This is a genomic window from Terracoccus luteus, assembly GCF_003635045.1.
In the GTDB taxonomy this organism is placed as follows: domain Bacteria; phylum Actinomycetota; class Actinomycetes; order Actinomycetales; family Dermatophilaceae; genus Terracoccus; species Terracoccus luteus.
The window spans coordinates 3,863,812-3,888,936 of the sequence record NZ_RBXT01000001.1 but is presented as its reverse complement, the minus strand read 5'-3'; the positions used below and the strand labels follow the sequence as shown (position 1 = coordinate 3,888,936).

19 protein-coding genes are annotated in these 25,125 nt (G+C 74.4%); 6 read left to right on the top strand and 13 right to left on the bottom strand.

The annotated features are described in order from the left end of the window. Window positions 1-64 precede the first annotated feature (64 nt). From bluB to DFJ68_RS17465, 3 genes are read right to left on the bottom strand one after another with little or no spacing between them, the layout of a single operon-like run. Window positions 65-1,831 carry a 5,6-dimethylbenzimidazole synthase gene (gene bluB, locus DFJ68_RS17475; protein ID WP_121034833.1) on the bottom strand — a complete coding sequence of 589 codons (1,767 nt, stop codon included), beginning with the start codon at window positions 1,829-1,831 and terminating at the stop codon, window positions 65-67. Window positions 1,832-1,890: 59 nt separating this feature from the next. Further along, on the bottom strand, window positions 1,891-2,799 hold the full coding sequence (locus DFJ68_RS17470; protein WP_121034832.1) for an SDR family NAD(P)-dependent oxidoreductase: 909 nt from the start codon (window positions 2,797-2,799) through the stop codon (window positions 1,891-1,893). A 31-nt stretch (window positions 2,800-2,830) separates the two neighbouring features. Beyond that, window positions 2,831-3,343: a MarR family winged helix-turn-helix transcriptional regulator gene (locus DFJ68_RS17465; protein WP_121034831.1), complete on the bottom strand. Its 513-nt coding sequence runs from the start codon at window positions 3,341-3,343 to the stop codon at window positions 2,831-2,833. A gap of 218 nt (window positions 3,344-3,561) precedes the next feature. Between DFJ68_RS17465 and DFJ68_RS17460 the strand changes: the two genes are divergently transcribed. Beyond that, complete coding sequence (locus tag DFJ68_RS17460; protein ID WP_121034830.1) at window positions 3,562-4,881, top strand: MFS transporter; 1,320 nt, start codon at window positions 3,562-3,564, stop codon at window positions 4,879-4,881. 109 nt (window positions 4,882-4,990) lie between these two features. Here the strand turns inward: DFJ68_RS17460 and DFJ68_RS17455 are convergent, their stop codons facing one another. From DFJ68_RS17455 to DFJ68_RS17430, 6 genes are all read right to left on the bottom strand, one after another. After that, a complete protein-coding gene (locus tag DFJ68_RS17455) occupies window positions 4,991-6,145 on the bottom strand; it encodes an aminotransferase class I/II-fold pyridoxal phosphate-dependent enzyme (protein ID WP_121034829.1) in 1,155 nt (384 codons plus the stop codon). Window positions 6,146-6,325: 180 nt separating this feature from the next. After that, entirely contained in the window at window positions 6,326-7,528 is a 1,203-nt protein-coding gene (locus tag DFJ68_RS17450; RefSeq protein WP_121034828.1) for an MFS transporter, read from the bottom strand. A 126-nt stretch (window positions 7,529-7,654) separates the two neighbouring features. After that, on the bottom strand, window positions 7,655-8,404 hold the full coding sequence (locus DFJ68_RS17445; RefSeq protein WP_121034827.1) for an enoyl-CoA hydratase-related protein: 750 nt from the start codon (window positions 8,402-8,404) through the stop codon (window positions 7,655-7,657). Beyond that, window positions 8,397-9,611, bottom strand: a complete 1,215-nt coding sequence (locus DFJ68_RS17440) for an acyl-CoA dehydrogenase family protein (protein WP_121034826.1) — start codon at window positions 9,609-9,611, stop codon at window positions 8,397-8,399. Before DFJ68_RS17440 ends, DFJ68_RS17445 begins: the two co-directional genes overlap by 8 nt. Next, window positions 9,611-10,816, bottom strand: a complete 1,206-nt coding sequence (locus tag DFJ68_RS17435; protein ID WP_121034825.1) for an acyl-CoA dehydrogenase family protein — start codon at window positions 10,814-10,816, stop codon at window positions 9,611-9,613. Before DFJ68_RS17435 ends, DFJ68_RS17440 begins: the two co-directional genes overlap by 1 nt. A 154-nt stretch (window positions 10,817-10,970) precedes the next feature. Continuing rightward, window positions 10,971-12,278 (bottom strand): Nramp family divalent metal transporter, encoded by a 1,308-nt coding sequence (locus DFJ68_RS17430; RefSeq protein ID WP_121034824.1) that lies wholly within the window; start codon window positions 12,276-12,278, stop codon window positions 10,971-10,973. Between the two features lie 310 nt (window positions 12,279-12,588). Between DFJ68_RS17430 and phoA the strand changes: the two genes are divergently transcribed. Then, the gene (gene phoA / locus DFJ68_RS17425; RefSeq protein ID WP_121034823.1) at window positions 12,589-13,947 is read left to right on the top strand and encodes an alkaline phosphatase; all 1,359 of its coding nucleotides are present in this window, start codon (window positions 12,589-12,591) and stop codon (window positions 13,945-13,947) included. Between the two features lie 309 nt (window positions 13,948-14,256). On the opposite strand, the gene DFJ68_RS17420 is transcribed toward phoA, so the two are convergent. Next, window positions 14,257-15,783 carry a hypothetical protein gene (locus tag DFJ68_RS17420; RefSeq protein ID WP_121034822.1) on the bottom strand — a complete coding sequence of 509 codons (1,527 nt, stop codon included), beginning with the start codon at window positions 15,781-15,783 and terminating at the stop codon, window positions 14,257-14,259. A gap of 74 nt (window positions 15,784-15,857) precedes the next feature. Between DFJ68_RS17420 and DFJ68_RS17415 the strand changes: the two genes are divergently transcribed. Next, window positions 15,858-16,289 carry a TraR/DksA family transcriptional regulator gene (locus DFJ68_RS17415; protein ID WP_121034821.1) on the top strand — a complete coding sequence of 144 codons (432 nt, stop codon included), beginning with the start codon at window positions 15,858-15,860 and terminating at the stop codon, window positions 16,287-16,289. 121 nt (window positions 16,290-16,410) lie between these two features. Here the strand turns inward: DFJ68_RS17415 and DFJ68_RS17410 are convergent, their stop codons facing one another. The 3 genes from DFJ68_RS17410 to DFJ68_RS17400 form a co-directional block, all read right to left on the bottom strand. Continuing rightward, on the bottom strand, window positions 16,411-16,710 hold the full coding sequence (locus tag DFJ68_RS17410; protein ID WP_245963827.1) for a type II toxin-antitoxin system PemK/MazF family toxin: 300 nt from the start codon (window positions 16,708-16,710) through the stop codon (window positions 16,411-16,413). A gap of 22 nt (window positions 16,711-16,732) precedes the next feature. After that, window positions 16,733-16,930, bottom strand: a complete 198-nt coding sequence (locus DFJ68_RS17405) for a hypothetical protein (RefSeq protein WP_121034819.1) — start codon at window positions 16,928-16,930, stop codon at window positions 16,733-16,735. 136 nt (window positions 16,931-17,066) lie between these two features. Next, window positions 17,067-17,684: a TetR family transcriptional regulator gene (locus tag DFJ68_RS17400; RefSeq protein WP_121034818.1), complete on the bottom strand. Its 618-nt coding sequence runs from the start codon at window positions 17,682-17,684 to the stop codon at window positions 17,067-17,069. 74 nt (window positions 17,685-17,758) lie between these two features. On the opposite strand from DFJ68_RS17400, the gene DFJ68_RS17395 reads away from it, so the two are divergent. The 3 genes from DFJ68_RS17395 to DFJ68_RS17385 all read left to right on the top strand — a co-directional run bounded on the left by DFJ68_RS17395 (window position 17,759) and on the right by DFJ68_RS17385 (window position 25,121). Then, window positions 17,759-19,873: an MDR family MFS transporter gene (locus DFJ68_RS17395; RefSeq protein WP_121034817.1), complete on the top strand. Its 2,115-nt coding sequence runs from the start codon at window positions 17,759-17,761 to the stop codon at window positions 19,871-19,873. 302 nt (window positions 19,874-20,175) lie between these two features. After that, on the top strand, window positions 20,176-21,564 hold the full coding sequence (locus DFJ68_RS17390; RefSeq protein ID WP_170165820.1) for a DUF1565 domain-containing protein: 1,389 nt from the start codon (window positions 20,176-20,178) through the stop codon (window positions 21,562-21,564). Between the two features lie 275 nt (window positions 21,565-21,839). Beyond that, the gene (locus tag DFJ68_RS17385) at window positions 21,840-25,121 is read left to right on the top strand and encodes an amidohydrolase family protein (protein ID WP_121034815.1); all 3,282 of its coding nucleotides are present in this window, start codon (window positions 21,840-21,842) and stop codon (window positions 25,119-25,121) included. The last annotated feature ends 4 nt before the right edge of the window (window positions 25,122-25,125 follow it).

The following is a 25,125-nucleotide window of genomic DNA, read 5'->3' as shown; positions in this document are numbered from 1 at the left end:
CGGGCGTGCCTCAACTCCGCCCCCGCCGCGCCGGCCGTGCGCCGGCCGGTCGAAGGGGGCCCAGTCAGTCGCCCGAGGAGGTGCCCGGCGAGGGGGCCGGGGCGCGATCGACGGCGAGACCCGTGGCGGGATGCGTGGTGGCGGGCCGGGTGCGCGCGACGTCGGCGCGCAGGGCCCGGCCGGAGTGCAGCAGCCCGGCCGCGAGGGCGGCCCCCACCCCCTCGCCGGCGCGCAGGCGCAGGTCGAGCAGGGGCTCGAGACCGAGCTCGCGCAGCACCGCGGCGTGGGCCCGTTCGCGCGAGCGCTGGCCCGCGACGAGGTGGGCCGCGACCGCCGGCTCGGCGCGCACGACGGCGAGCGCCGCGACGGCGGTGGCGAGCCCGTCGAGCACGACGACCCCACCGCTCTCGGCCACCCCGAGGGTGACGCCGGCGAGCACGGCGAGCTCACCACCGCCGAGCCGTCGCAGCACGTCGAGGGGGTGCCCGAGACCGCCGGTGGCGGCCACACGCGCGAGGGCGTGCTGGACGACGTCGGTCTTGCGCGCCACCATGTCGGAGTCGGCCGACGAGCCCCGCCCGACGACCTCGGATGCCGGGAGGTCGAGCAGCGCGGCCGCCACCGCCGCCGCGACGGTCGTGTTGCCGACGCCCACCTCGCCGAGCGCGACGAGGCCCTGTGGTGCCAGCTCGGCCCCGAGCCGGCGGCCCCGGTCGACGAGAGCGTCGGCGGTCGTGACGTCGAGCGCGTCGGCGTGCACGAGGTCGCCGCGCCCGGCGGCCGCCTCCCCCACCCCGGCGTCGACGAGGCGCACGGACAGGCCGGACGCCCGGGCCGCGACGGCCCCCATCGACACCCCCTCCCGGGTGGCGCGCACGACGTCGGCCGTGACCGACGCGGCGAAGGCGCTGACCCCGTGGGCGACGACCGGGTGGTCGGCGGCCGCGACGACGAGGGTCCCCGGCCCGGGCGCGGCGCCGAGCGCCTCGACCCGGTCGAGGACGGTGTCGAGCACGCCGAGCGAGCCGGGCGCGGTGAGCAGGTCGTCGGCCCGGTCGCGGGCGTGCACGACCTCCTGCGGTCCGGGTGCGCGCAGGTGGGAGACCGGCGCGGGGGCCTCGCGCCACCGCTCGTGCATGACGACGTCGTCGAGGGGCTGGCGCCGCGACCACCCGGCTCGCTGCAGGCCCGGTTCGGGCGGACGCTCGTCGGGCCAGCCGAGGCACAGCCAGCCGAGCGTCTCGACGCCGTCGGGCAGGCCGAGCAGCCCGGCGAGGTCGGTGGGCTCGAAGAGGGTGACCCAGCCGAGGCCGAGGCCGTGGGCCCGGGCCGTCAGCCACATGTTCTCGATGGCGGCCGCGCACGACCACAGGTCGGCGTCCGGGAAGGTGGCGCGCCCGAGCACGCCGGCCGCCGCGGTGCGCCGGTCGCAGGCGACGACGACCCCGAGGGGCGCCTCCCGGATGCCCTCGAGCCGCAGGTCGAGCAGCCCCCGCGCCGACTCCGGCGCCATGCCAGCCGCCTGCTGCAGCCGGCAGCGGTCGGCCAGGACTGCGGCGGCGTCGCGGGTCGCCTGCTCGGTGACGACGACGAAGCGCCAGGGCTGGGAGTGACCCACGGACGGGGCGCGGTGCCCGGCCTCGAGCACGGCGCGCAGGACGGCATCCGGGACGGGGTCGGGACGGTAGCGACGGATGTCGCGTCGGGCGGCGACCACACGCTCGAGGGCGGCGACGTCGGCCGCCGGCAGGGCCCACCCGTCGGGGGCACCGGCGCGCTCGGCGGCCGAGGAGCGGTCACCGATCGTCGGCACCGGTCGGGCGTAGCTCATCCGCCGAGCCTAGGAGAAGCCCGACCGTGAGCCCGACCCGATGCCCGACCCGATGCCCGTCACCCCAGCCAGGTGCGGGTGGCGCCGAGCACGCGCTCGCCGTCGAGGTCGCCGAGCGAGAGGCCGACGAAGCGCTCAGCCGCCTCGGAGGTCTGCCAGCGGAACCGGTAGGCCGTCGCCGTGCAGGCGTCGGCCACGGCGACACCGGCGTCCTGCGCGCTCTGGGCGGAGTCGAAGGCCCCCGCGGTGCGCTCGAGGTAGGCCCCGAGCAGCCCGGCGTAGGGGTCGCCCACATCGGCGGCGTCGCCCCCGTCGGTGTTCCCGTCGGTGTTCCCGTCGGCGGACCCCGCCGCCGGCCGGTCGACGTTGCCGACGAAGTCGCTGGCCACCGCGGCCGGCTCGACGACGCTCACCCACACCCCGAGGGCCTGGGCGACCGGCGCGAGCGACTGCATGAAGCCCTCGACGGCGAACTTGGCCCCGCAGTAGGCGTCGGCGAAGGGCTGGCCGACCACCCCGCCGACGCTCGTGACCGTGAGCACCCGACCGCCGCCCCGGGCCCGCAGGTGCGGGAGCGCGACCTGGGTCAGGTGTACCGGCGCGACGTAGTTGAGCTCGAGCTGGTCGCGCACCTGCTCGACGGTGAGCTGCTCGGCGGTGGCGACGGCCCCCCGGCCGGCGTTGTTGAGCAGCACGTCGAGGCGCCCGTGGTCGGCGACGACGGCCTCGACGCACGCCCGCGCCGCCTCGTGGTCGACGACGTCGAGCGCCCGGACGTCGAGGGTCACGCCCGCCGCACGGGCCGCCTCCTCGAGCGCCCCCGACCGGGCCGTGTCGCGCATCGTCGCGACGACGGTGTGCCCCCGGCGGGCGAGCTCGACCGCGGCGTGCAGGCCGATGCCGCTCGACGTGCCGGTGACGAGGGTGACGGGGTGCTCGGATGCCGGTGAGCCGGCCTGGGTGCTCATGTCCCGACCGTACGCGCGACGCCGCGCGGGCTCAGCCCTCGGAGTCGTCGAGTCCGGTGATGACCGCCTCGAGCAGCCGGGCCAGCTCGTGCCGCTCGGCGTCGCTCAGGGCGGCGAGGGTCTCGCTCTCGACGACGTTCGCCTCGCGGATGGCCGTGCTGAACAGGGCCCACCCGTCGTCGGTGAGCGAGACGAGGGTGCGGGTGCGGTTGGCCTCGTCGGGGCGTCGTTCGAGCAGGCCCCGGGCGCTCATCTTGTCGAGCCGGTGCGTCATCGACGAGGGCGCGACGCTCGAGCGGTCGGCGAGGTGGCTGGGCGTCAGGCACCCCTCGGGGGCGCGGGCCAGGGCCGAGAGCACCGCCCACTCCCCCTGGCTGAGGCTGAGGTCGACGAACTGGCGCTGGTACCACTGGTCGAGCTTGCGCGTGACGGCGTAGAGGCCGGTGATGACCCGCTGCACCGACTCCTCGCCACCGGCGGCCACGTAGGTGGCGACGTCCTGGGCGTGCTGGTCCCGGATCGAGCGTCGACGGGCAGCGGCCATACGCGATTGTCGCACGCTCGCTTCGAATGCTAATATTTCGAAAGCGAAGTTCGATATCGAAATAATCGAGCCGACGCCACCGTTGACCGCGACGTCGACAGCCACCCGGCCGAGGCCGGGCCGTCGTCGTGCCCGGAGCCCTCCGGCCCGACGCAGCCGCCGACACCGCAGACACCGCAGACACCACCGACCCGACACCACGAAAGGGTGTGAGACCCGTGCGCACCAAGATCCTCATCCTCGCCTCCGCCATCGGCATGCTCGGCTGGGGCACCGTGCTGCCCTACCAGTACGCGTACGCGGCCAACACCCGCGGCTGGGGCGCCCTCGCGGCGGCCCTGGCCAGCACCCTGTTCTCGGTCGGGGCGCTCGTCGCCGCCCCCATCGGCGGCCGCCTCGCCGACCGCTTCGACCCGGTCGTCGTCGCGGTGACGGCCAAGCTCGTCGCGGCCGTCGGCGTGGGCGGCCTCGTGCTCGCCGACTCGCCGGCGGCCTTCTTCACCGGCATGTTCGTCTTCGGGCTCGGCCTCACGGCGGCCACCCCCGCGGCATCCGTGCTCGTGCTGCGCTGGGTGCGCGCCGAGGACCGTCGCAAGGTGTTCGCCTACAAGTTCACCGCCGAGGCGGTCGGCATGGCCGTGGGTGCGTTCGTCGCCGGGCAGCTCGTCGACCTCTCGCGCCCCGACGGCATGACGTGGGCCTTCGTCGCGGCGGGCGTGGGCTTCGCCCTGTCGGCCGGCCTCATCTATGTCGCCGGCGTCGGTGCGCCGTCGCTCGCCGACAGCGAGCTTGGGGCCACCGCCGGGCGGTCGGCCGGCGACGCCGTCGACCGCGTCGGCGTGCTCGACGGGCTGCGCCGCATCTTCGCGGTGCCCGCGCTGCGCTGGACCGCGCTCGTCACCGTCACCCTCGCCCTCGGCTTCTACGCCCAGTTCGAGTCGGGGCTGCCGGCGTACGCCCTCACCGTCCTCGACGTGCGCGAGTCGACCATCGGCCTCGCCGCCGCCGTCAACTGCCTCGTCATCGTCGCCCTGCAGGTCGTCGTCGTGCGCCTCACCGCCAAGCGCAGCGCCCCGTCGCTGCTCATGGTCGTCGGCGGCATCTGGACCCTGTCGTGGGTCGTGCTGTCGGTCGCCCAGCTCGAGCCGGCCATCGCCTCGGCCCTCTTCGTCACGACCTTCGGCATCTTCGCCGTGGGCGAGACGATGTACGCCCCGGTGCTCAACCCGCTGACGGCCAGCCTCGCGCCGGCCGGCATGGTCGGCACGACGCTCGGCACGTTCACCGCCATCCAGACGACGTTCTCGGCCCTCGGCCCGCTCGTCGCCGGGGCGCTGCTGGGCGCCGGCCTCGCGAACGGCTTCCTCGTCATGCACGTCGTCATCAGCCTCACCGCCGTCTACGGCGCGTGGCGGCTGCGGGGCGCGCTGCGCCGCCACGGCGGGGCGACCACCCGGCCGACGCCGGAGCAGGACGGGCACATGGATGCCGGGTCGCGGCGTCCCGACGCCCCGGTCGTCGCCCCGGCCGCCGCCTGACACCCGTCGAAAGGCCAGATAGACCGCACCGAGAGGTCAGTCGCCACCCCGATCGACCGCCGCGCCCCCGCTGTTCCCCGGGGGCGCGGCGGTTCCGGCATCCGGGCCCTTACGTGGCGGCGTGGAACGCCTCGATGCGGGCGACCGCCTCGGCCACGGCGGACGGGCCGGCGGCGAAGCTGAGCCGCACGTAGCGGCCGCCGGTGCGGTCGTCGAAGTCGCCCCCGGGCGTCACGGCGACGCCGGCCTGCTCGAGCAGGGCCGACGCGTAGGCGGCCGACCCTCCCCAGCGCCCGAGCTGCGGGCCGAGGTCGGCCCAGTAGTAGAAGGCGCCGTCGGGCGGGGCCGCCGGGCCCCAGCCGAGACGGTCGGCGCTGGCCAGCAGCAGCGCCCGCGTCGCGGCGAACTCGGCCACGGCGGCGTCGCACTCGCGGTACGAATCCTCGGCGAAGGCCGCCACCGCCGCGTACTGGGCCGGGGCCGGCGGGCACAGCGCGACGTTGCCGGCGAGGGCGTCGACCGGCCGGGCGAGGTCCTCCGGGAGCACGAGCCAGCCGAGCCGCCACCCCGTCATGCCCCAGTACTTCGAGAACGAGCTGACGACGACCGCCGTCGGGTCGCCCTCGAGCGCACAGACGCCGCGCGGGTCGACGGTGGCGGCGCCCGGCTCCGGGTAGGTCACGCCGTGGTAGATCTCGTCGCTGACGAGGCGCACCCCCCGGTCACGGCACCAGGTCGTGAGCGCCGCGAGCTCGTCGCGGTCGACCATCGTGCCCGTCGGGTTGGCGGGCGAGGCGAGCACGAGGCCCGCGAGCGGTCCGCCACGTTCCACGGCATCCAGCTGCTCGGGGGTGGGCTGGAAGCGGGTCTCCGGGCCGCAGTCGACCTCGACCACCTCGCAGCCGAGGGCGCGCAGGATGTTTCGGTAGGCGGGGTAGCCCGGCCGGGCCAGCGCGACCCGGTCGCCCGCCTCGAAGGCGGCGAGGAAGGCGAGCACGAAGCCGCCCGACGAGCCCGTCGTGACGGCCACGCGGGCCGGGTCGAGGTCGAGGCCGTACCAGCGCCGGTAGTGGGCCGCGATCTCGGCGCGCAGCTCGTGGGTGCCGAGGGCCGACGTGTAGGTCAGTGGCCGCCGGGAGGCGTGCACGGCGGCCGCGGCCTCCGACACGAGCGTCGGGGCCCCGCCCGCGGGCTCGCCGGCGCAGAGCGACACGACGTCGCGGCCCTGCGCCCGCAGGACGGCGACGCGGTCGAGCACGTCCATCACCTGGAACGGGGGGACCACGCCTCGGGACGACGGACCGAGCGCGCGGCGGGGCGAGGAGGAGGAGGAGGTTGCCACCTCGCGAGTCTGCCCCACCGCACCCGACGCGGCTCGGGCCGGAGGGGTGCGTGCGTCCGGCACCCCGCGTCCGGATGCCGGGTGGCCCGGCCGGCCGCGCCGTCAGCGCAGGTGGGCGAGGTCCTTGCGGGTGAGGAACTGCCGCGTGCCGAGCGCCATGAGCAGGGCGAAGAGGCCGGCCACGACGGCCACGCCGTAGCCCGCCGACGCGCCGACCCGGTCGACGACAGCGCCCGAGACCGCCGACCCGGCGGCGATACCGACGATGAGACCGGTGAGCACGATGGTCATGCCCTCGGTCATCTGGGCCTTCGGCGTGATGCGCTCGATGAGGTTCATCACCGTGATGAGGGTGGGCGCCGTCGCGATGCCGGCGAAGAGCATGAAGAAGGCCAGCAGGCCGATGTTCTCCCCCGCCAGCAGCACCGGCGACTCGAGCACGACCATCCCGGCGGTGCCGGTGACGAGCAGCTTGACGAGGCTGCGGCCGTGCGACCGGCCGCCGAACCACAGGCCGGCGAGCGCCGACCCGACGGCGTAGAGGGCCAGGATCGGCCCGGCGGCGTCCTTGGCCCCGGCCGCCTCCGAGACGGCGAGGGTGACGACCTGGTTGGTGCCGAAGATGGCGCCGGTCATGACCATGATGAAGGCGAGCGGCACGAGCCCCGGGACGCGGTGGGCCGAGAGGGTCGGCCGCTCGTGGTGTGGCACGACGGGCGGCTCGGTCGAGCGGGCCGAGATGAAGACGACGACGCCGACGCCGTAGCAGAGCGCCGCGAAGACGAACCCGGCCTCGGGGAAGAGCGTCGTCGCCAGCCACACCGCGAGCACCGGGCCGATGACGAAGGTGACCTCCTCCATGACCTGCTCGAAGGACATCGCCGTGTGCAGCCGCCGCGGGTCGTGCGCGAAGATGTGCGACCACCGCGCCCGCGCCATCGTGCCGAGGTTCGGGATGGCGCCCATGAGCGGGTAGGTGATGAACAGCAGCCACGCGGGCCAGTCGAGCAGCGAGGTGAGCACCGTCATGAGCGCCCAGAAGCCCGACCAGATGAAGAACGGGATGGCGATGCGCCGCTGGCCGTAGCGGTCGACGAGCCGGCCGAGCACCGGTGCGAAGAGCGCGAGCGCCACCATGCCGACGGCGAGCACCGCGCCGGCCAGCTCGTACGAGCCGCGCCGGGCCGCCACCATCGCGACGGTCGCCACCCCGAACATCGCGCCCGCCGAGCGCGCGATCATTCCCCCTGTGATGAAGACGCGGGCCCCCGGCACCTCGAAGAGAGGTCGGTAGGTCGCCAGCACAGAAGCTCCTTCGCGGTCGGGGGCGCGGCACCGCCTCGCGGCAGCGGCCAACCGACCCATCCTTACATCCCTTCGCCCCGCTCGCCGGATGCCGGTCGGCCGCGTCCCGCGGGCCCGTCGGGTCGGTCAGTCGGTGGCCGCGGCGCGGCGTCGGGCCAGGGACCACAGCTGGGGCGCGTGCTCGAGCTCGACGGCGACGTCCCACGGCACGCCACCGGGGGCCGTCTCGCGGCGGAAGCTCGTCACGACCCGCCGGGCGAGGTCGGGGTCGCGGGCCACCCCGGAGGCCATCGCGAGCGCGGCGGGCTCCACGTCGGCATCCTCGTGCCACGACCAGGCCAGCCCGAGCGAGACGGCCCGCTCACCGTCGACCTCCTGGCCGAAGAGGCCCATCGCCGCCGCGGCCTCGCGACCGGCGACGCGCTGCAGCAGGGTGAAGTGGCCGCCACCGGGGTGGATGCCGATCTGCGCGAACCCCGGCAGCAGCCGGGCGGTGCGCGCGACCACCCGCAGGTCGGTCGAGAGGGCGAGGTTGAGGCCCGCCCCGACGGCCGCGCCACGGACCGCGGCGACCGTCGGCACGCCGATGCCGCCGACGGTCGTGAAGGCGGCGTAGACGTCCTCGAGGTCGCGGTACGACCGGTCACCGACCGGGTCGGCACCCGCGGCGGCCAGCACGTCGCGGGCGGCGCCGGCGCAGAAGTTCAGACCGCCGGTGATGACGACGGCGCCCACCGAGGGGTCCGCCTCGGCCGTGCGGGCCGCGTCGGCGAGCGCCCGCGCCATCGCCACCGTCAGCGCGTTGCGCCTCGCCGGTGCGTCGAGGGTCAGGACGGCGACCCCGTCCTGCACCGCGTAGCCGATCTCGTCACTCATGCCGGTCCTCTCCGTCGGGCTGGGGTCGTGGTGCCGGGCCGTCGGTCGTGACGAGGGGCCACAGACCGTCGCGACCGGCAGCGGCGGCGAGCCGCGTCAGGCGCCGGTCCCACTCGTGCACGGGGCCGGCGACGTTGCGCCACACCAGGACCGGTCGGGTCAGCCGGTGCAGCTCGTGCTCAGCCGTCGTCCCCATCGCCCCGAGCACCTGGTGCGCGGCGCGCACGACCACGGACGACGCGTGGCCGACACACGACGCCGCCACCGCGACGTCGACCTCGAGGCGCCGGTCGTCGGCACCCGTGTCGTCACGACCGTCGAGGCCGGCGCGGCCGCCGTCGTGGTCGGCCGCGTCACAGGCGGAGGCGACCGCGGCGTCGGTCGCGGCGCGGGCGAGCGCGGTCTCCATGGCGACGTCGGCGACGAGGTGCTGCACCGCCTGGAACCGCCCGATGGGCCGGCCGAACTGTTCGCGCTGCCGCGCGTGGGTCAGTACGAGCTCGAGCACGCGCTCCATCGCCCCGACCACCTGCGCGCAGCGCGCCAGCGCCTCGAGCAGGTGCAGCCGCTGCGCCACCGACGCGTCGACGACGACCCCCTCGGCGAGGTCGGCGGCCGCGAAGCGCACCGTGTCACAGGGCTGTCCGGCCAGGTCCCGGCCGGGCGAGACCGTCAGGTCCGTCACCGGGACGTCGGCCACCCGACACCTGCCGTCGACCCGGACCAGGGCTACGACGGACGTCGCGGCGGACGCCCACGCCACCCGGTGCGCGGTGGGCGCGGTGCGCCCGGAGTGCCCCGGCCGGTCGGAGCCACCGCCGTCGACCCGGGCCACGACGCGCAGGGCACCGTCGTGCGGCAGTCCCGCCCGCTCGAGCAGCCAGGCCGCCAGCTGGTGCTCGGCCAGCGGCACGGGAGCGGCCGCACCGGCCGCGAGCCCGAGCAGGGCCGACAGCTCGCGCCACGTCGCCCCGCTGCCCCCGGCGCTCTCGGGCGAGGCGAGGAGGGTCAGGCCCAGCCCGTCGAGCCGCGACCACAGGTCGGCGTCGAGGTCGACCGTCACCCCGTCGACCGCACGGGGGCCGCCCGCCCGCCGGTCCGCGAGGACGTCGGTGAGCAGGCGCACCACGTCGGCATCCGCCTGCGCCACCCCGACGAGGCCGGCGAGGTCGGCGAGGTCGGCGAGCGGGTCCGGGGTTACGGCCATCAGCGCAGCCCCAGGGCGCGGGCCACGACGCCGCGCAGCACCTCGTTCGTGCCGCCGCGCAGGGTGAACCCGGGTCGCTGCAGCAGGGCGGCGTCGAGCAGGCGCGACAGCTCGTCGTCGCCACCTGAAGCACGGCCCGTTCGGCCCGCCAGCAGGTCGACGTGCTCCGCGACGTCGCCCTCGAGGGTGGTGCCGAGCACCTTGACCGCGGCCGCGGCGCTGTCGGCGTCGTCGCCCTGCTGCAGCGCCGCGGCGACGGCCAGCGACATGTGGTGCAGCCCGGCGGTGCGGGCGAGGAGCCGGCCGAGGCCGGCGTCGTCGGGCAGCCGACCGGCGGCGGTCGCCCCGGCCGCCGCGGCGAGCAACGGGAAGGTCGAGAGCACGCGCTCCGGACCGCTGCGCTCGAAGGCCAGCTCGCCCGTCACCTGGCGCCAGCCCGACCCGAGCTCGCCGAGCACCCGGTCGTCGGGCACGAAGACCCCGCCGAGGTGCACCTCGTTGAAGTGGTGCTCGCCGTTCATCGACACGATGGGCCGGACCTCGACCGCCGGGTCGTGCAGGTCGACGACGAACTGGCTGAGCCCGGCGTGCCGGTCTGCCGGGTCGAGCGGCGCCGACCGGGCCAGCGCGAAGAAGGCGTCGGCCTCGTGGGCGCCGGAGGTCCACACCTTCGTCCCGGTCAGGCGCCAGCCGGACCGGCCCTCGACGACGTCACGCTCGGCCCGGGTGCGCACGCTCGCGAGGTCGGAGCCCGAGTCGGGCTCGCTCATCCCGATGCCGAACACGAGCTCGCCGCGGCTGATACCGGGCAGGAACGCCCGCTTCTGCTCCTCCGTGCCGTGACGCAGCAGCGTCGGCCCGATCTGTCGCTCGGCCACCCAGTGCGCGGCGACGGGAGCCCCCGCCACGAGCAGCTCCTCGGTGACGACGAACCGCTCGACGTAGGTGCGCCCCTGACCGCCGTACTCCCGAGGCACGACCATGCCGAGCCAGCCGCGCCGGCCCAGCTCGCGCGAGAAGTCGCGGTCCCACCGGGTGAGCCAGGTGTCGACGTGCGGCACGAACACCCCGGCGGCGACCTGCTCACCCAGCCAGCCGCGCACCTGCAGCCGCAGCTCGCGCAGTGCCGGCGCCTCGGTGACGACGGGCGGCACGAGCGTGCGCGAGGCGGGCGGCGAGGGTGGCGCCCCGGCGGACGTCGTCATGCCGGCCTCCTCCGTCGCGCGTGCCTCGTCCTGCCCCGACCTGCTGACCTCACCTCGGCGTCGCCGTCGTGGAGGCGCCCGGCGTCACTCTCGCACAGCCCCGTGGCGGATGCCGGGTGGCCCGGCACGCCGTCACCCCGGTCGTGGGGTGGGCTCAGCCGCCGCTGACGACGAGGTAGGCGCAGAGCCCGACGATGACCGCGGTGATGACGGCGGCGACGGCCGTCGTCGGGCGCCGGTTGGCGAGCGCGCCCATGAGGCGCGGGTCGCGGGTGAAGAGCAGCAGCGGCACGAGGGTGCCGGGCAGGGCGAACGAGAGCACGACCTGGCTCCAGACGAGCGCTGTCGTCGGCGCGACCCCCAGCCCGAGGATGGCGAGCGCGGGCACGACCGCGAGGCCACGCCGCACGAGCGGGCTGATCGGGCGTCGGCCGAAGCCCTCCATGACGACGTCGCCGGTCTGCACCCCGACGAGCGTCGAGGCCAGGCCGGAGGCGAGCAGGGCCACGGCGAGCACGGTGGCCGCGACCTGACCGGCGTTCGCCTGCAGGGCCGCGTAGGCCGAGTCGATGCTCGCCCCCGACCCGCCCGGCAGGCCGGCGGAGAACACGACGAGGCTGACGTTGGCCGCACCCGCCACGGTCATCGCGACGACGACGCTGCGCACGGTCTGGCGACCGGCGCGCAGCCGCTCGGCCTGGCCGACGCGCGGACCGGGCCCACCGGCATCCGCCGCCGTGTCGAGCCGTGCGTCCTGCGGCTCGCGCCCGGTGTCGGTCCCACGGGTGGCGGCCGAGTGGAAGTGCAGGGCGTGCGGCATGACGGTGGCGCCGACGATGCCGACGGCGAGCAGGGCGGCCGAGCCCTCGAGCGGACCGGGCACGACCGAGCGCAGCAGGGCGACGCTGTCGACGTCGGCCACCCCCACCTGCCACACCAGCGAGGCGACGATGACGACGAGCAGCACGAGCACGACGGAGTCGAAGTGGCTGCGGCCGCGCACCGTGAGGGCGAGTACGACGAGGCTGAAGGCGGTGACGACCACGGCGCCGACGACGAGGGGGACGCCGAAGAGCAGCCGCAGCGCGATCGCCCCGCCGACGATCTCGGCGAGGTCGGTCATGACGACGACGACCTCCGCCTGCGCCCACAGCAGCACCCGACCGACCCCCGGGTAGCGCGCGGCGCTGTGCTCGGCGAGGCTGCGCCCCGTCACCATCCCGAGCTTGGCCGCGAGGTACTGGATGACCATCGCCGACAGGCTGGCGAAGACGACGACCCAGACGAGCGCGTAGCCGTGCTCGCTGCCCGAGCTGATGTTGACGCCGAAGTTGCCGGGGTCGACGTAGGCGATGGCCGCGAGCAGCGCCGGGACGAGGGTCCGCGGGGCGCGCGCCGTGCCGCCGAGCCGGTGGATGCCGGTCGGCGAGGTCGCCGGCGCACCCGCCGCTCTGTCTCCCATGGCCCCAGCATCAGTGCTCGTGGAGGCACGCGCCACCGACTCGCCGGAACTCACTGCGTCGCAACGGTGCCCACGGATGCCCAGCCGACATGCAGCCGGTTCCCAGACGGCATCCGGTTCGTCCCCTCCGGACGCACTGTTCACGAGATGTCCAGCCGCAGGCCGCTGGCGGCGCCCGCGGCCCCGGGCGTGGACTGACCGGTGACCGCCCTCGACGGCCACCGGCACCCGCACCGGCACCCGCACCGTCGACCACCGTCGCGCGTGCGGCCCGCCGCCCGCCCGACCCGTCTCCCTCCGGAGGAACCGCATGTCCACACGCACCCGGCGCCGCCTGCTCGCGCTCGTCCCCGCCACGGCCCTCGCCGTCGCCGCCGTCCCCGCGATCGCCGGCAGCACCACCACCGACGACACCCAGGCAGCCCGGCAGGCCGTCGTCGGCGGCAAGGCCCGCAGCGTCATCCTGCTCATCGGCGACGGCATGGGCGACAGCGAGATCACGATCGCCCGCAACTACCAGGTCGGCGCGGCCGGCCGCCTCGCCATGGACACCCTGCCCCTCACCGGCGAGTACACGACCTACGCCGTGACCCAGGGCGACCCGAGCCGGCCCGACTACGTGACCGACTCCGCGGCATCCGGCAGCGGGTGGGCGACCGGGACGAAGACGTACAACGGCGCCATCTCCGTCGACGCGTACGGCAAGCCCGTCACGACGGTGCTCGAGCGCGCCAAGGCGGCCGGCTACCGCACCGGTGACGTCACGACGGCCGAGCTGCAGGACGCGACCCCCGCAGTGCTCGGTGCGCACGTCGTCAGCCGCGACTGCAAGGGGCCCGACGCCATGGCCGAGTGCCCGACGAACGACAAGGTCAACGGCGGCGCCGGCTCCATCGCCGAGCAGCTCGTGCAGACCCGCCCCGACCTCATGCTCGGCGGCGGCTCGGCCTACTTCGACCAGACCGTCAAGGCCGGGCGCTTCCGCGGGCTCACCGTCGCGCAGCAGGCCCAGGTCGCCGGCTACCAGGTCGTGCGCACCGCCGACGACCTCGCCGCGGCGAGCTGGCGCAAGCCGATCCTCGGCACCTTCGCCACCGGCAACATGGACCTCGAGTGGGTCGGCCCGACGCCGACCCCGGCCAACACGCCGGCGCAGGAGTGCGCGGTCAACACCGCCCGCACGGCCACCCAGCCGCACCTGAGCGACATGGCCGACACGGCGATCAAGGCCCTCGACCGGCAGAGCGCGGGGCAGCGCAAGGGCTTCTTCCTGCAGATCGAGGGCGCGTCGATCGACAAACAGGACCACGCGGCCAACCCGTGCGGCCAGATCGGCGAGACGGTCGAGTTCGACAAGGCCGTCAAGGTGGCGCTGGGCTACCAGCGCACCCACCCCGACACCCTCGTCGTCGTCACGGCCGACCACGGGCACACGAGCCAGATCGTCGAGGCCGGCTCGACGACGACCGGCGTCACCGCCACCCTCACGACCCACGACGGCGCGCCGATGACGGTCAGCTACGCGACCACGGCGGTCCCCGGGTCGCAGCAGCACACCGGCACCGAGGTCCGCATCGCGGCCGCGGGTCCGCAGGCGGCCAACGTGCTCGGCGTGACGAACCAGACCGACCTCAACACGACGATGCGCCGGGCCCTCGGCCTGCTCTGACCGTCGGAGCGGCCCGGGGCTCGTCGCCCCGGGCCGCCCCGGGCCGCCCAGGGCCTGCCCGCCCGGCCTGCGCGCTCGAACGAACCGTTCGAGGTCGAGCACCTCGGTGACGCTCGACGTCATCGGTGCACCGGCGCGTTCGGCCCCCGACAGCGCGTTCGACCTCGAACGGTTCGTTCGACGACGTCAGCCGGGAGGTCGGGGACGGTCCGGGGGGCGCCCGAATGCCGGTCCGCCTCCTCGGGCGGGCCGGCATCCTCACGCGTGCGGACCGTCTCCCGTCCACCCAGGCCGGCCGGGCCGGCAAGGTCAGGGGCGGGCCGAGGCGAGGCCGAGCAGGGCCGCGAGGCCGAGGGCGCTGCGCGGGTCGTACGCGCAGGTCCACAGGCCGCCGTGCGCCGCGGCCCGCGCCTCGTCCTCCCATGGCGTGGCCGGAGTCGCCGTCGGGCCGGACGCACCGTGGGAGGACGAGCCCCCGGTGTGGAGGTCGTGCACGAGCAGCGCCGCCATGAGGGTGTTGGCGGTGCCGGGCTCGAAGACCTCGATGCCGAACCGGTGCGCCCCGGCGTAGGCGGCGGCCAGGGCCCGGTTCTTGACGACCGAGCGGGTGCGGGTCGGCGGCGCGACGGCGAACGAGACGAGCCCGCCCTCGGCACGGTGCGTCGCGGCTCGCCACCGCTGGATCCGCTTGGCCAGCAGGTAGTTCGGCCCCTGCTGGGTGACGACGCTGTCGTTGATCCCGGGGCTGGTCCCCGGGGCGTAGTTGCGCCGCAGCAGCCGCCCGCCGCTCAGTCCGCGCAGCGGCACCCGCAGCACCTTCGAGGTCCGACGGTGCGCGTAGGCGTCGACCGACCGCTCGACGACCGACCCGGGCACCGCGAAGACGTCGGTCGGCGTGGCGAGGAAGGCCAGGCCCACCTCGCCGCGGCCGCGCCGCTCGACGACGTGCTCGCCCAGCACGTCGACCGCGGTCGACAGCCGCACGTTCGTCGCCCCGTCGGCGTAGACGTAGTTGCCGAGCACGAGCCGTCCGTCGAGCGCCTCCACCCAGCGGGCGACGGCGCCGACGTCGTGCAGCAGGTCGGCCCCGGCCCGCTCGGCCAGCGACGCCGACCCCGAGCTCACGGACGAACCCGCACCCGACGGGGCCCGGACGGGGACGACGAGCGTGCCGGCCGAGGCCGCGGCGTCGTCGAGCAGCCGGTCCCACAGCGGCCGGCGGGGCAGGTCGACCGCCGCGACGGTGGCCCCCCACCGCAGCAGCGAGCGCAGCGGGCCCATCTCCGCCGCCGCACCGAGCACGACGACGGTCGTGCCGTCGAGCCGCAGCCACTCCGGGTGGTCGACCACCCGACCGACGGCCTCGGCGCACGACGGCTCGATGACGCCGCCCTCGACCCACCGGTCCAGCCGCTCGCGCAGCTCGGCCCCCGCGAGCCGCCGCCCCTGGTACGGCAGGCTGAGCGCCGTCTCGGCCACCCCGGAGCCGCGCACGACCTCGTGACCGAGCCCACCGGCATCCGGGACCGTCTCGACGGCCGTCCGCAGCGGGTGCTCGCCCGCCTCGTCGGCCCAGCGCATCCGTTCGTGCGTCGACACCAGCCCGCGCCGCGCGATGTCGAGGGCCGCGTCGCGCGAGGGCAGGCCCGCCTCGACGAGGCGACGGAAGTGCGGCACGTAGCCCTGCCGCCAGCCCGTCTCGCGCTCGACGGCCGCGGCGCCCACGGGGTCGACCCCCCGCAGGGCGTCGGCGACGACGGACCGGCCGGTCGCCGTCGTGCTGCGCCGCCCCGTCCCGGGGTCGAGGGGGAAGACGACTCCGCGTGGCTCGCTCATGCGCCCATCCTGCCGGGCGCGGTGGTGGGCACGGACGCGTCGGCGCTGTCGGTGCCACCCGCGACAATGGCCGGATGCCGGAACGCCCCCTCCCCGAGCCGGGTGCCGACGTGCGTGGCGACGCGCGTGACGACTCAGACGGCGAGCCGGGCGGCCTCGACGACGCGGTCGTACGGCTCGTCGCCGACCGCGAGGCGACGACCGAGCGGGTCGCCGCCCTGCAGAGGGGTTTCGACGTCGTCGTGCAGGCGGCCGACGGGGCGAACGCCGACGACGAGCACGACCCCGAGGGCTCGACGATCGCCTACGAGCGGTCACAGCTGAGCGCGCTGGCGGCGGCCGCGCAGGGCCACCTCGACGAGGTCGAGCAGGCTCTGGCCCGGGTGCACGAGGGCACCTACGGCCGCTGCGTCGTCTGCGGCGTCACCATCGCACCGGGGCGGCTCGAGGCACGACCGACGGCGCGCACCTGCATCGACCACGCCGACCGGGGCCGACGCCGCTGACACGAGCCGGCCGCGGTCACTCGCGCGAGTTCGAGACGGCACGAGACAGGGTCGGGTCGGTAGCGAACCTCGGACCGAGGTGCTCGTGCGGTCGCCGGCCTCGGCAGTCGAGCGCGTCGTGTCAGAGGTCCATGAGCAGCGCGAGCACCTCGCGAAGCTCGCCGAGCACGACCGGCCCGACGTTTCCCGTGCACCCGTGGATGCGCGTCGTGGCCACGGAGCGAATGTGCTGGCACAGTGCGGACGAAGGAGCGGCCAGACCATTGCCCTCGTCCGGATCGATGACCACCTCGGTGCTGCTCTGCCGGATCGTCCGGGTCAACGGAATGACGTGTACGACGTTCGGCCGACCCCTCAGGACCCGACGTGCTGTGACCACGACGGCTGGTCGCCTAGGTCCCGCCTCACTGCCTGTCGGCATCCCCAGATCGAGCTGGACGACGTCACCCGGCGTCAGCATCCAGCCACGCGGTCTCGTCGTCGGTGAGCTCCGTCGCCAGGTCTCGTGCCATGACGTCCTGCCGGAGAGCCTGGATCGCTCTGCTGACCGTCTCGTCGATCGTCTCGTGGCGTTCGGCCGCCAGTCGGGTCACTCGGGCATGCGTGCCCCGACTGATACGGATCGTCGTCGTCTCGGCCATGGCGTCACGGTACGCCGGCGTAGACTGAATCGTCTACACAGCACGCGATGATCCCCGCCCATCGGCGTCGCGACGCCGCATGGACGACCCCACCGCATGGCCCGACGCTTTCGGGGCGCAGGCCCGGGCACAGGGCTCAGCGCACCCCGGCGGCGAGCTGTTCGAAGGCGGCGTCGATGTTGCGCTCGAGGCGACCGCCGCCGCCGTTCTGCTGGTGCTCGATGCAGGCCCGCACGGCGGAGATGGCGGCCGCCACGGTGACGCGCGCCTCGATGCTCGCGCCCGGGGCGAGACCGAGGCGGCGCTCGAGCGCCGCGGTGAGCGCGTTCTCGATGCGGATGTTGTTGCCGACCAGGGCAGGCGCGAGGGCCGGCTCGCCGAGCAGGATGCGCCGACGCTTGGCGCGTAGCTGACGGTCGATGGACGCGGGCGCGAGCATGCCGGCGAGGATGCGCCGCAGCACCTGCAACGGGCCCTCGTCGGGCTCGGCGGTCTCGAGCTGCTGGGCGTAGGCCTCGAGCTCGTCGGCCGTCGTGCCGATGACCGCGGCCTCCTTCGACGGGAAGTAGTTGAAGAACGTGCGGGCGCTCACGCCCGCTCGGGACGCGATCTCCTCGGTCGTCACCGCCACGAAACCGCGGTCCTCGACGAGGTCGAGTGCCGCGAGGTTGATCGCCCGCCGGGTCTCGCGCTTCTTGCGTTCTCGCAGGCCGCAGGACTCGTCGGCGGACACGGGCGCGTACGTGCTGGGCATGGCCCCATGTTCTCACGCACCGTGCACCGACTGCAATTTTGCAGTGACTGCACAACAGGCGTACCGTGGGACCCATGCCACAGACCACCCAGGGGACCACCGTCGACGGCGACACGACGGCATCCGCGCCCACGAAGGGCCTCGACCGGGCCACCCGCAACATCTTCGTCGCCCTCATGCTCGGCATGCTGGTCGCGTCGATCAGCCAGACGATCGTCGGCCCTGCGATGCCGCGCATCGTGGCCGAGCTCGGCGGCATCGACCACTACTCGTGGCTCGCCACCGCCGCCATGCTCGTCAGCGCGATCACCGTGCCGATCGTCGGCAAGATGAGCGACCTCTACGGGCGTCGCGGCTTCTACCTCGGCGGCCTGGTCGTCTTCATGGTCGGCTCGATCCTGTCGGGCTTCGCCCAGAACTTCTGGTGGCTCATCGCGGCCCGCGCCATCCAGGGCGCCGGCATGGGCACGCTGATGCCGCTGTCGCAGACGATCATCGGCGACATCATCCCGCCGCGTCAGCGAGGCAAGTACCAGGGCCTCATGGGCGGCGTCTTCGGCTTCTCGTCGATCCTCGGCCCGCTGGTCGGCGGCTTCGTCACCGACAACTTCGGCTGGCGCTACCTCTTCTTCGTCACGCTGCCCGTCGGCGTCTTCGCGTTCTTCGGCATCAGCAAGTTCCTGCACCTCGAGCACACCCCGCGCGAGACCGTCGTCGACAAGGCCGGCATCTCGCTGCTGTCGACCACGCTCATCCTGCTGCTCGTGCCGACCTCGCTCGGTGGCACGACGCTCGCCTGGGGCTCGCCTGCGATCATCGGCATGTACGTCGCCGGCCTCGTCGGCCTCGCCGCGTTCATCGCCGTCGAGCGCCGGGCCGTCGAGCCCGTGCTGCCGCTGCGCCTCTTCCGCAGCCCGCTCTTCACCCTGAGCAACATCGCCGCGTTCATGGTCTCGGTCATGATGTTCGGCGCGATGATCTACCTCCCGGTCTACGCCCAGGGCGTGCTCGGCGCGTCGGCCACGAACTCCGGCCTCATCCTCATGCCGATGTCGGTCGCGATGATCGGGCTGTCGATCATCGCCGGTCTCGTCATCACCAAGACGGGGCGCTACAAGCTGCAGACCGTCGCGGGCATCCTCATCATGGGCGTCGGCTACTGGCTGCTCACGCAGATGCACTACGGCTCGAGCCAGCTCGACCTCACCCTCGCGATGATCGTCTTCGGCGTCGGGCTCGGCATGGCCCTGCAGGTGTTCACCCTCATCATCCAGAACGGGGCCCAGCGCAAGGACCTCGGCGTCGCGACCGCCTCGACGCAGTTCTTCCGCAACGTCGGCAGCACCGTCGGCACCGCGGTGTTCGGCACCATCATGACGAGCGGCCTCGCCGGCAACATCGCCTCGCACCTCCCGGCCTCGGTGGCCGCGCAGCTCGAGGCCTCGGGGCAGCAGGTGAGCGCCGGCTCGGTGCTCGACCCGTCCGCGCTGGCCCAGCTGCCGCCGCAGGTGGCCGAGGGCGTCAAGCAGGGCCTGGCCGACTCGCTGCACAACGTCTTCGTCTGGGGTCTGGTGCCGTTCGTGCTCGCGCTCGTCGCGACGATCTTCATCAAGGAGGTCCCGCTGCGCGACACCGTGCACACTCCCGAGGAGGCCGGCCGCGAGATGCTCGACACCCTGTCGCAGAACAGCGACGAGCAGCTGGCCGTGCCGCTGGGGCGCGAGAGCGGCAACACCCGCACGAGCGAGCGGCTGCTCGGGCTGCGCCTCGGGCTGCTCGCCGACTCCGCCCTGCGGGGCGACCGCCCGCTGCTGACGCGGGCCGTGGCCCAGCTCGGCAACGGCGACCTCGACGAGGGCGCGGCGCTGCTGCACCGCACGTCGCGGATGCTCACCACCGAGGACAACGCCATCGCGGCCGAGACCGAGCGGTTCGCCGTCGAGGTCGCGGCCCGGGCCAAGGCCCCCGGCGGCATCCTCGACGCCGACCTCAAGCGCGAGCTCGTCACCGCGGTGGCCGAGCGCGACGGTGACGCGGTCATGACGGGCGTCGAGCCCACGGTCGCCCAGCGGCACGAGGCGATCGACATCCGGGTGCTCGGCGTCGTCGGTGACGACCTGACCGCCGCGTACCTCGTCGACCGGCAGAACGCGCGCCGCGAGGAGCAGGCGGCCGCGTCCGCCCGCTGACGCGCCTTCCCGCACGGATGCCGTGGGGCCCGGTCCATCTGGACCGGGCCCCACGCGCATGCACCGTCGAAAGGCCACCTCCCGACGCCCCACCCCGTCGAGAGGCCACGTGTCGACACGCCCCCTGACCTCGCACCGTCGAGAGGCCAGTTCCCGTCACCCGACGGGCGACAGGTGATGGCCTGTCGACGAGGCGCATGGGCAGACTGGGGTCTTCCGCCGGCATCACCATGGCGCGTACCGTCACCGACAGGTGGTCGACCGCGGGCGGCGTGGTCGGCACCGGCCGCCGGGGAGGCACCATGCCCGTTCTGCGCCCACTCGCCTGCACCGCGGTCACCGCTCTCGCGGCCGGCGCCCTGACGCTCGGAGGGGGCAGCGCCTCCGCCGTGACGACCGCGGCCGTGACCTCCCCGACTTCTGCGGCTGTTGCCGGTCGGGTGCTGCACGTCTCGACGACCGGCAGCGACAGCGGCACGGGCACGGCGACCCGCCCCTTCCGCACGGTGCAGCGCGGGGTCGACGCGGCCCGGGCGGGCGACACCGTCAGCATCCACGCCGGCACCTACAACGGCATCGTCCGCGTCACCCGCAGCGGCACCGCGACCGCGCCCATCACCGTCACGGCAGCCGGCGACGGCCCGGCCACCCTCACGGCGTCCTTCGGAACCCGTCCGTGCGACGCCCACGCACCCGCCCTCGACCGCACGGTGCAGTTCTCGGGCGGCGTCGACCACGTGACGCTCTCCGACCTCACCGTCGTCGGCGGCGTGACGATCAAGGGGCTCGGCGCGGGCGCGGCGATGAGCTACCTCACCCGCCTCGTCAACACCGACGACTGGCAGACCCGACGGCAGGTGCCCGGCCGCGGCGCGGACGACCCGGCGGCCGCGTCCTCCGCCTTCGCGTACCTGGCCGAGAGGACGGGCAAGCGCATCGACCCCTCCGACGGGCTGCGCATCGTCGGCAACACCATCACCGGCCGCGGTGTGCAGGTCATCGCGTCGCGCTACGGCGAGATCAGCGGCAACGAGATCGGACCCATCGACTGCGGCACCGGCCCCGGCGTCTGGATCAACGTCTACAGCGACGGCTGGACCGTCGCGGGCAACCACGTCCACGACATCGCCGCCTCGACCCACAAGCACTACATGCAGGAGGGCATCCGCCTCGGCTCCGCGTCGTCGTACAACGTCGTGACCGGCAACCTCGTCGAGCACCTCCCCGGCGACGGACGCGCGATGAACACCGACGTCGACGCGAGCTGGAACACCTTCCGCGGCAACACGGCGAACGACGTCGCCATCGGCTACAACGACCAGATGTCCGGGTGGGGCAACGTCTGGGACCACAACGTCGCGACCGGCTTCCGCGTCTGGGGCATCAACCTGCGCGGCCTCGACTCCGCGCTGACGCTGCCCTCTCTCGACAGCAGCCCCTACCTCGCCGTCGTCACGTGCAACACCGCCGTCGGCGGCCCGACCGACCCCGCCATCGGGGGCAGCCTGCGCATCGGCGCCGCCAAGTCGTCGACGTTCGCGAACAACACGCTGACCACGGCCGTGCTCGGCTCGCCCGCCGACGGCCAGACGTGGGTGCGCAGCTACTGGGCGGCCGAGGGCAACACGTGGGACGGCAAGCCGCGGCCCCCACGCTTCCGCCCGCCGGCCCCCGCGCCCGGCGTGTGCTGACCCGAGCGTCCCGGCCGGCGTCGGGAAGTGGCTACTCGACGGCACAACCACGTCGAGAGGCCACGTGCCGTCACGACACCCCGTCACGAACTGGCCACTCGACGCTGTGAGGATGCCGGGTGGTGACCTGCCATGGCCACGCGGGCGTCGGGAAGTGGCCTCTCGACGGTTCAATCCGACTGGTGGGTAACCGATCTCGGGTTGCCGCCCCCGCCGGGCCGGGGTAGACCGGGGGTGCCCGCAACGTCGCGGGCGCCCCCGGACCGGAGGAACCCATGGCATCGCCCCCCACCCGCTCGTCCGCCCCCGCCCCCACCAGCGCCGACGACCCGTCCCAGGCCGGGCCCACCCGGCGCTCCGTCCTCGGCGTTGCCGCCGGGGTCGCGGCGGTCGCGCCCTTCGTCGGGATCGCCCGAGCCGACGCAGCGGGCCACCCGGCCGCGGCGCCGGCCCCCACGGCATCCGACGGCACCGCCCGCACCCGTCTCGGCGCGGGCACCGACTTCTCCGTGCGGGTCTCCCCCGACGGTCGGCGCCTCGCCCTCGACCTGCTCGGCGTGCTGTGGGTGACCTCGGCGTCGGGCGGCACCGCGCGCCGCCTCACGAGCGACCTCTTCGACATCGCCCAGCCCGACTGGTCGCCCGACGGCGAGACGATCGCCTTCCAGAGCTACCGCGACGGCGTCTTCAACATCTGGACCGTGCGCCCGGACGGGTCGCAGCTGCGCCAGCTGACCCAGGGTCCCTACGACCACCGCGAGCCCCGCTGGTCGCCCGACGGCCGGCACATCGCCTTCTCGAGCGACGCCCGCGGCAGCTACGGCATCTACACCTACGACACGCAGACGGGGAACATCGCGGCCGTCGTCGACGGCACCGAGGAGGAGTACGAGCCGACGTGGTCGCCCGACGGCACCAAGGTCGCCTTCGTCGTCGCCGACACCCGCATCGACGTCGTCGACGTGCGCACCGCCGCCCGCTCGACCTACGTCACGCAGGCGACCGGCACCGTCATCCACCAGCCGCAGTGGCTGAACGGCACCGACGTCGCCTACCACTGGTTCCACGCCGGGCTCAACGAGTACTACGTCGGCACCGCCCCCCTCGTCACCGGCGAGGAGGTCTTCCCGTTCCGGGCCTCACCCGGCCCCGACGGTCGCTGGTTCTACACGTCCGACGGCAAGATCCACGTGCGTCGCACCGGCTCGGATGCCGTGGGCACCGTCGGCTTCACCGCCGCGGTCTCGCTCGTCACGCCCGAGTACACGAAGAAGCGCCGCGACTTCGACAGCACGAAGGCCAACCCCGTCGTCGGCATCGGCAGCCCGACCATCAGCCCTGACGGCAGGCGGGTGGCGTTCCGTGCCCTCGGCGACCTCCACGAGCTCGTCATCGGCGGGCGCGTCCGCCCGCTCGTGCAGGACCAGTGGTGGAAGGCCGACCCCGACTTCTCGCCCGACGGCAAGAGCCTCGCCTACGCGACCGACCGCAGCGGCACCCTCAACCTCTGGGTGCGCGACCTCTCCTCGGGCGCCGACCGCCAGGTCACCTTCTTCACCGACCTCGCGGCGCAGTCGTGCCGGTGGTCCCCCGACGGGCGCGAGCTGGCCTACCTCGACCAGAACGGTGCCCTCTACACGGTCGACGTCGCGAGCGGCGACGTGCAGCGCGTCTTCGAGGCGACGTTCGAGCCGGGGCGGCCGACGTGGTCGCCGGACGGGACCGTCATCGCCCTCGCGGCGGTGCGCCCGTACTCGCGGCGCTACCGCGAGGGCCTGAGCAAGATCCTGCTCGTCAACCGGCGCACCGGGGAAGCGACCTACGTCGACCCCGGGCCCGACCGGTCGCTGCAGACCCGCGGCGACGACGGCCCGGTGTGGTCGCCCGACGGCTCGAAGCTGCTCTACGCGATGGAGAGCGTGCTCTGGGTGCTCCCGGTCGGTCGCGACGGCCGCCCCACCGGGGCCCCGCGGCAGGTCACCGACCTCGTCAGCGACGCCCCGACGTGGGCGGGTGACAGCAAGACGGTGCTCTACCTCAGCAACGGCACGCTGCGCACCGTCGAGGTCTCGGCCCGCGGGACCCGGCGCGACCGGGCCGTCGCCCTCCCGCTGACGTGGCGCAACGCCCCCGGCCCCGACCGGCTCGTCATCCACGCCGGCCGGCTGTGGGACGGCTCGAGCGAGCGGGTGCGGCGCGACGTCGACATCCTCGTCTCGGGTCACCGCATCACCGGCATCCAGCCGCACCGCGAGGGCCGGCCGGGCACGCTCGTCGACGCGAGCGACAAGCTCGTCATGCCCGGGCTCATCGACATCCACCACCACCGGCAGATGCAGGGCTACTCGTACGGCAACCGGCAGGGCCCGCTGTGGCTCTCGCTCGGCATCACGACGACCCGCTCGCCCGGCGACCCGGCCTACCAGATGGTCGAGGAGCGCGAGGCGGTGCAGGCCGGCAAGCGGGTGGCGCCCCGGTTCTACGGCACCGGCGAGGCCATCGACGGCCGCCGCATCTACTACAACTTCATGCGGCCGACCTTTGGCAACCGGCAGCTCGGGCTCGAGCTGTCGCGCGCCGGCGCCCTCGACTACGACCTCATGAAGTGCTACGTCCGGCTGCCCACGGTGTGGCACAAGCGGGTCATCGAGTGGGCCCACCCGCGGGGTCTGCCGGTGACGTCGCACTACCACTACCCGGCGATGGCCTTCGGCGGCGACGGGACCGAGCACATCGGGGCGACCAACCGCTTCGGCTACTCGCGCACCGTCACCAACGTCGGGTCGGGCTACAGCGACGTCATCTCGATGTTCAACGACAGCAGGATGGCCCGCACACCCACGCTGTTCGTCAGCTCGGCGCTCTACCGCGACGACACCTCGCTCGCCGACGACCCGAGGGTCAAGCGGATGTACCCGCTCTGGCGCCAGGCCGCCCTCGCCGCCACGGTGGCGACGGCCAAGACGACCGACCAGACGGTCACCCTCGCCAACCTGCAGAACCAGGTCGAGCAGGTCAAGGCGATGGTCCGGGGCGGCGGCCTCGTCACGGCCGGCACCGACTCGCCCATCGACCACCTCGCCATCAGCACGCACATGAACCTGCGCGCCATGGTGAAGTTCGGCCTGACCCCCTACGAGGCGCTCGTCACCGCGACGCGCAACTCGGGCGCCTACCTCGGGGAGCAGCTCGGGCAGGTCAAGGCGGGCTGGTACGCCGACCTGGCCATCGTCGACGGCGACCCGCTGTCGGACATCGCGGATGCCGCGAACGTCACCGCCGTCGTCAGCAACGGTCGCCACTGGACGGTCGAGCAGCTGCTCGCCCCCTGGGCCGGGCCGACCTCGACCAACCCTTCGGCGACGACGGTGACGGGTCAGTCGAGCACCGACGGCTCGGCCGCCGGCGGTTCGGCCGCCCGGTCGGCGACGCCCGCCCCGGCGGGACGCAACCGCGTGCTGGCACCCGTGCCCCGGCATCCGTCGACGCAGGGGTTCTGGTGGAACGCCCCCGAGGTGCTCGAGTCGGCGAAGCACTCGTGCTGCGCGGAGCACTGATGAC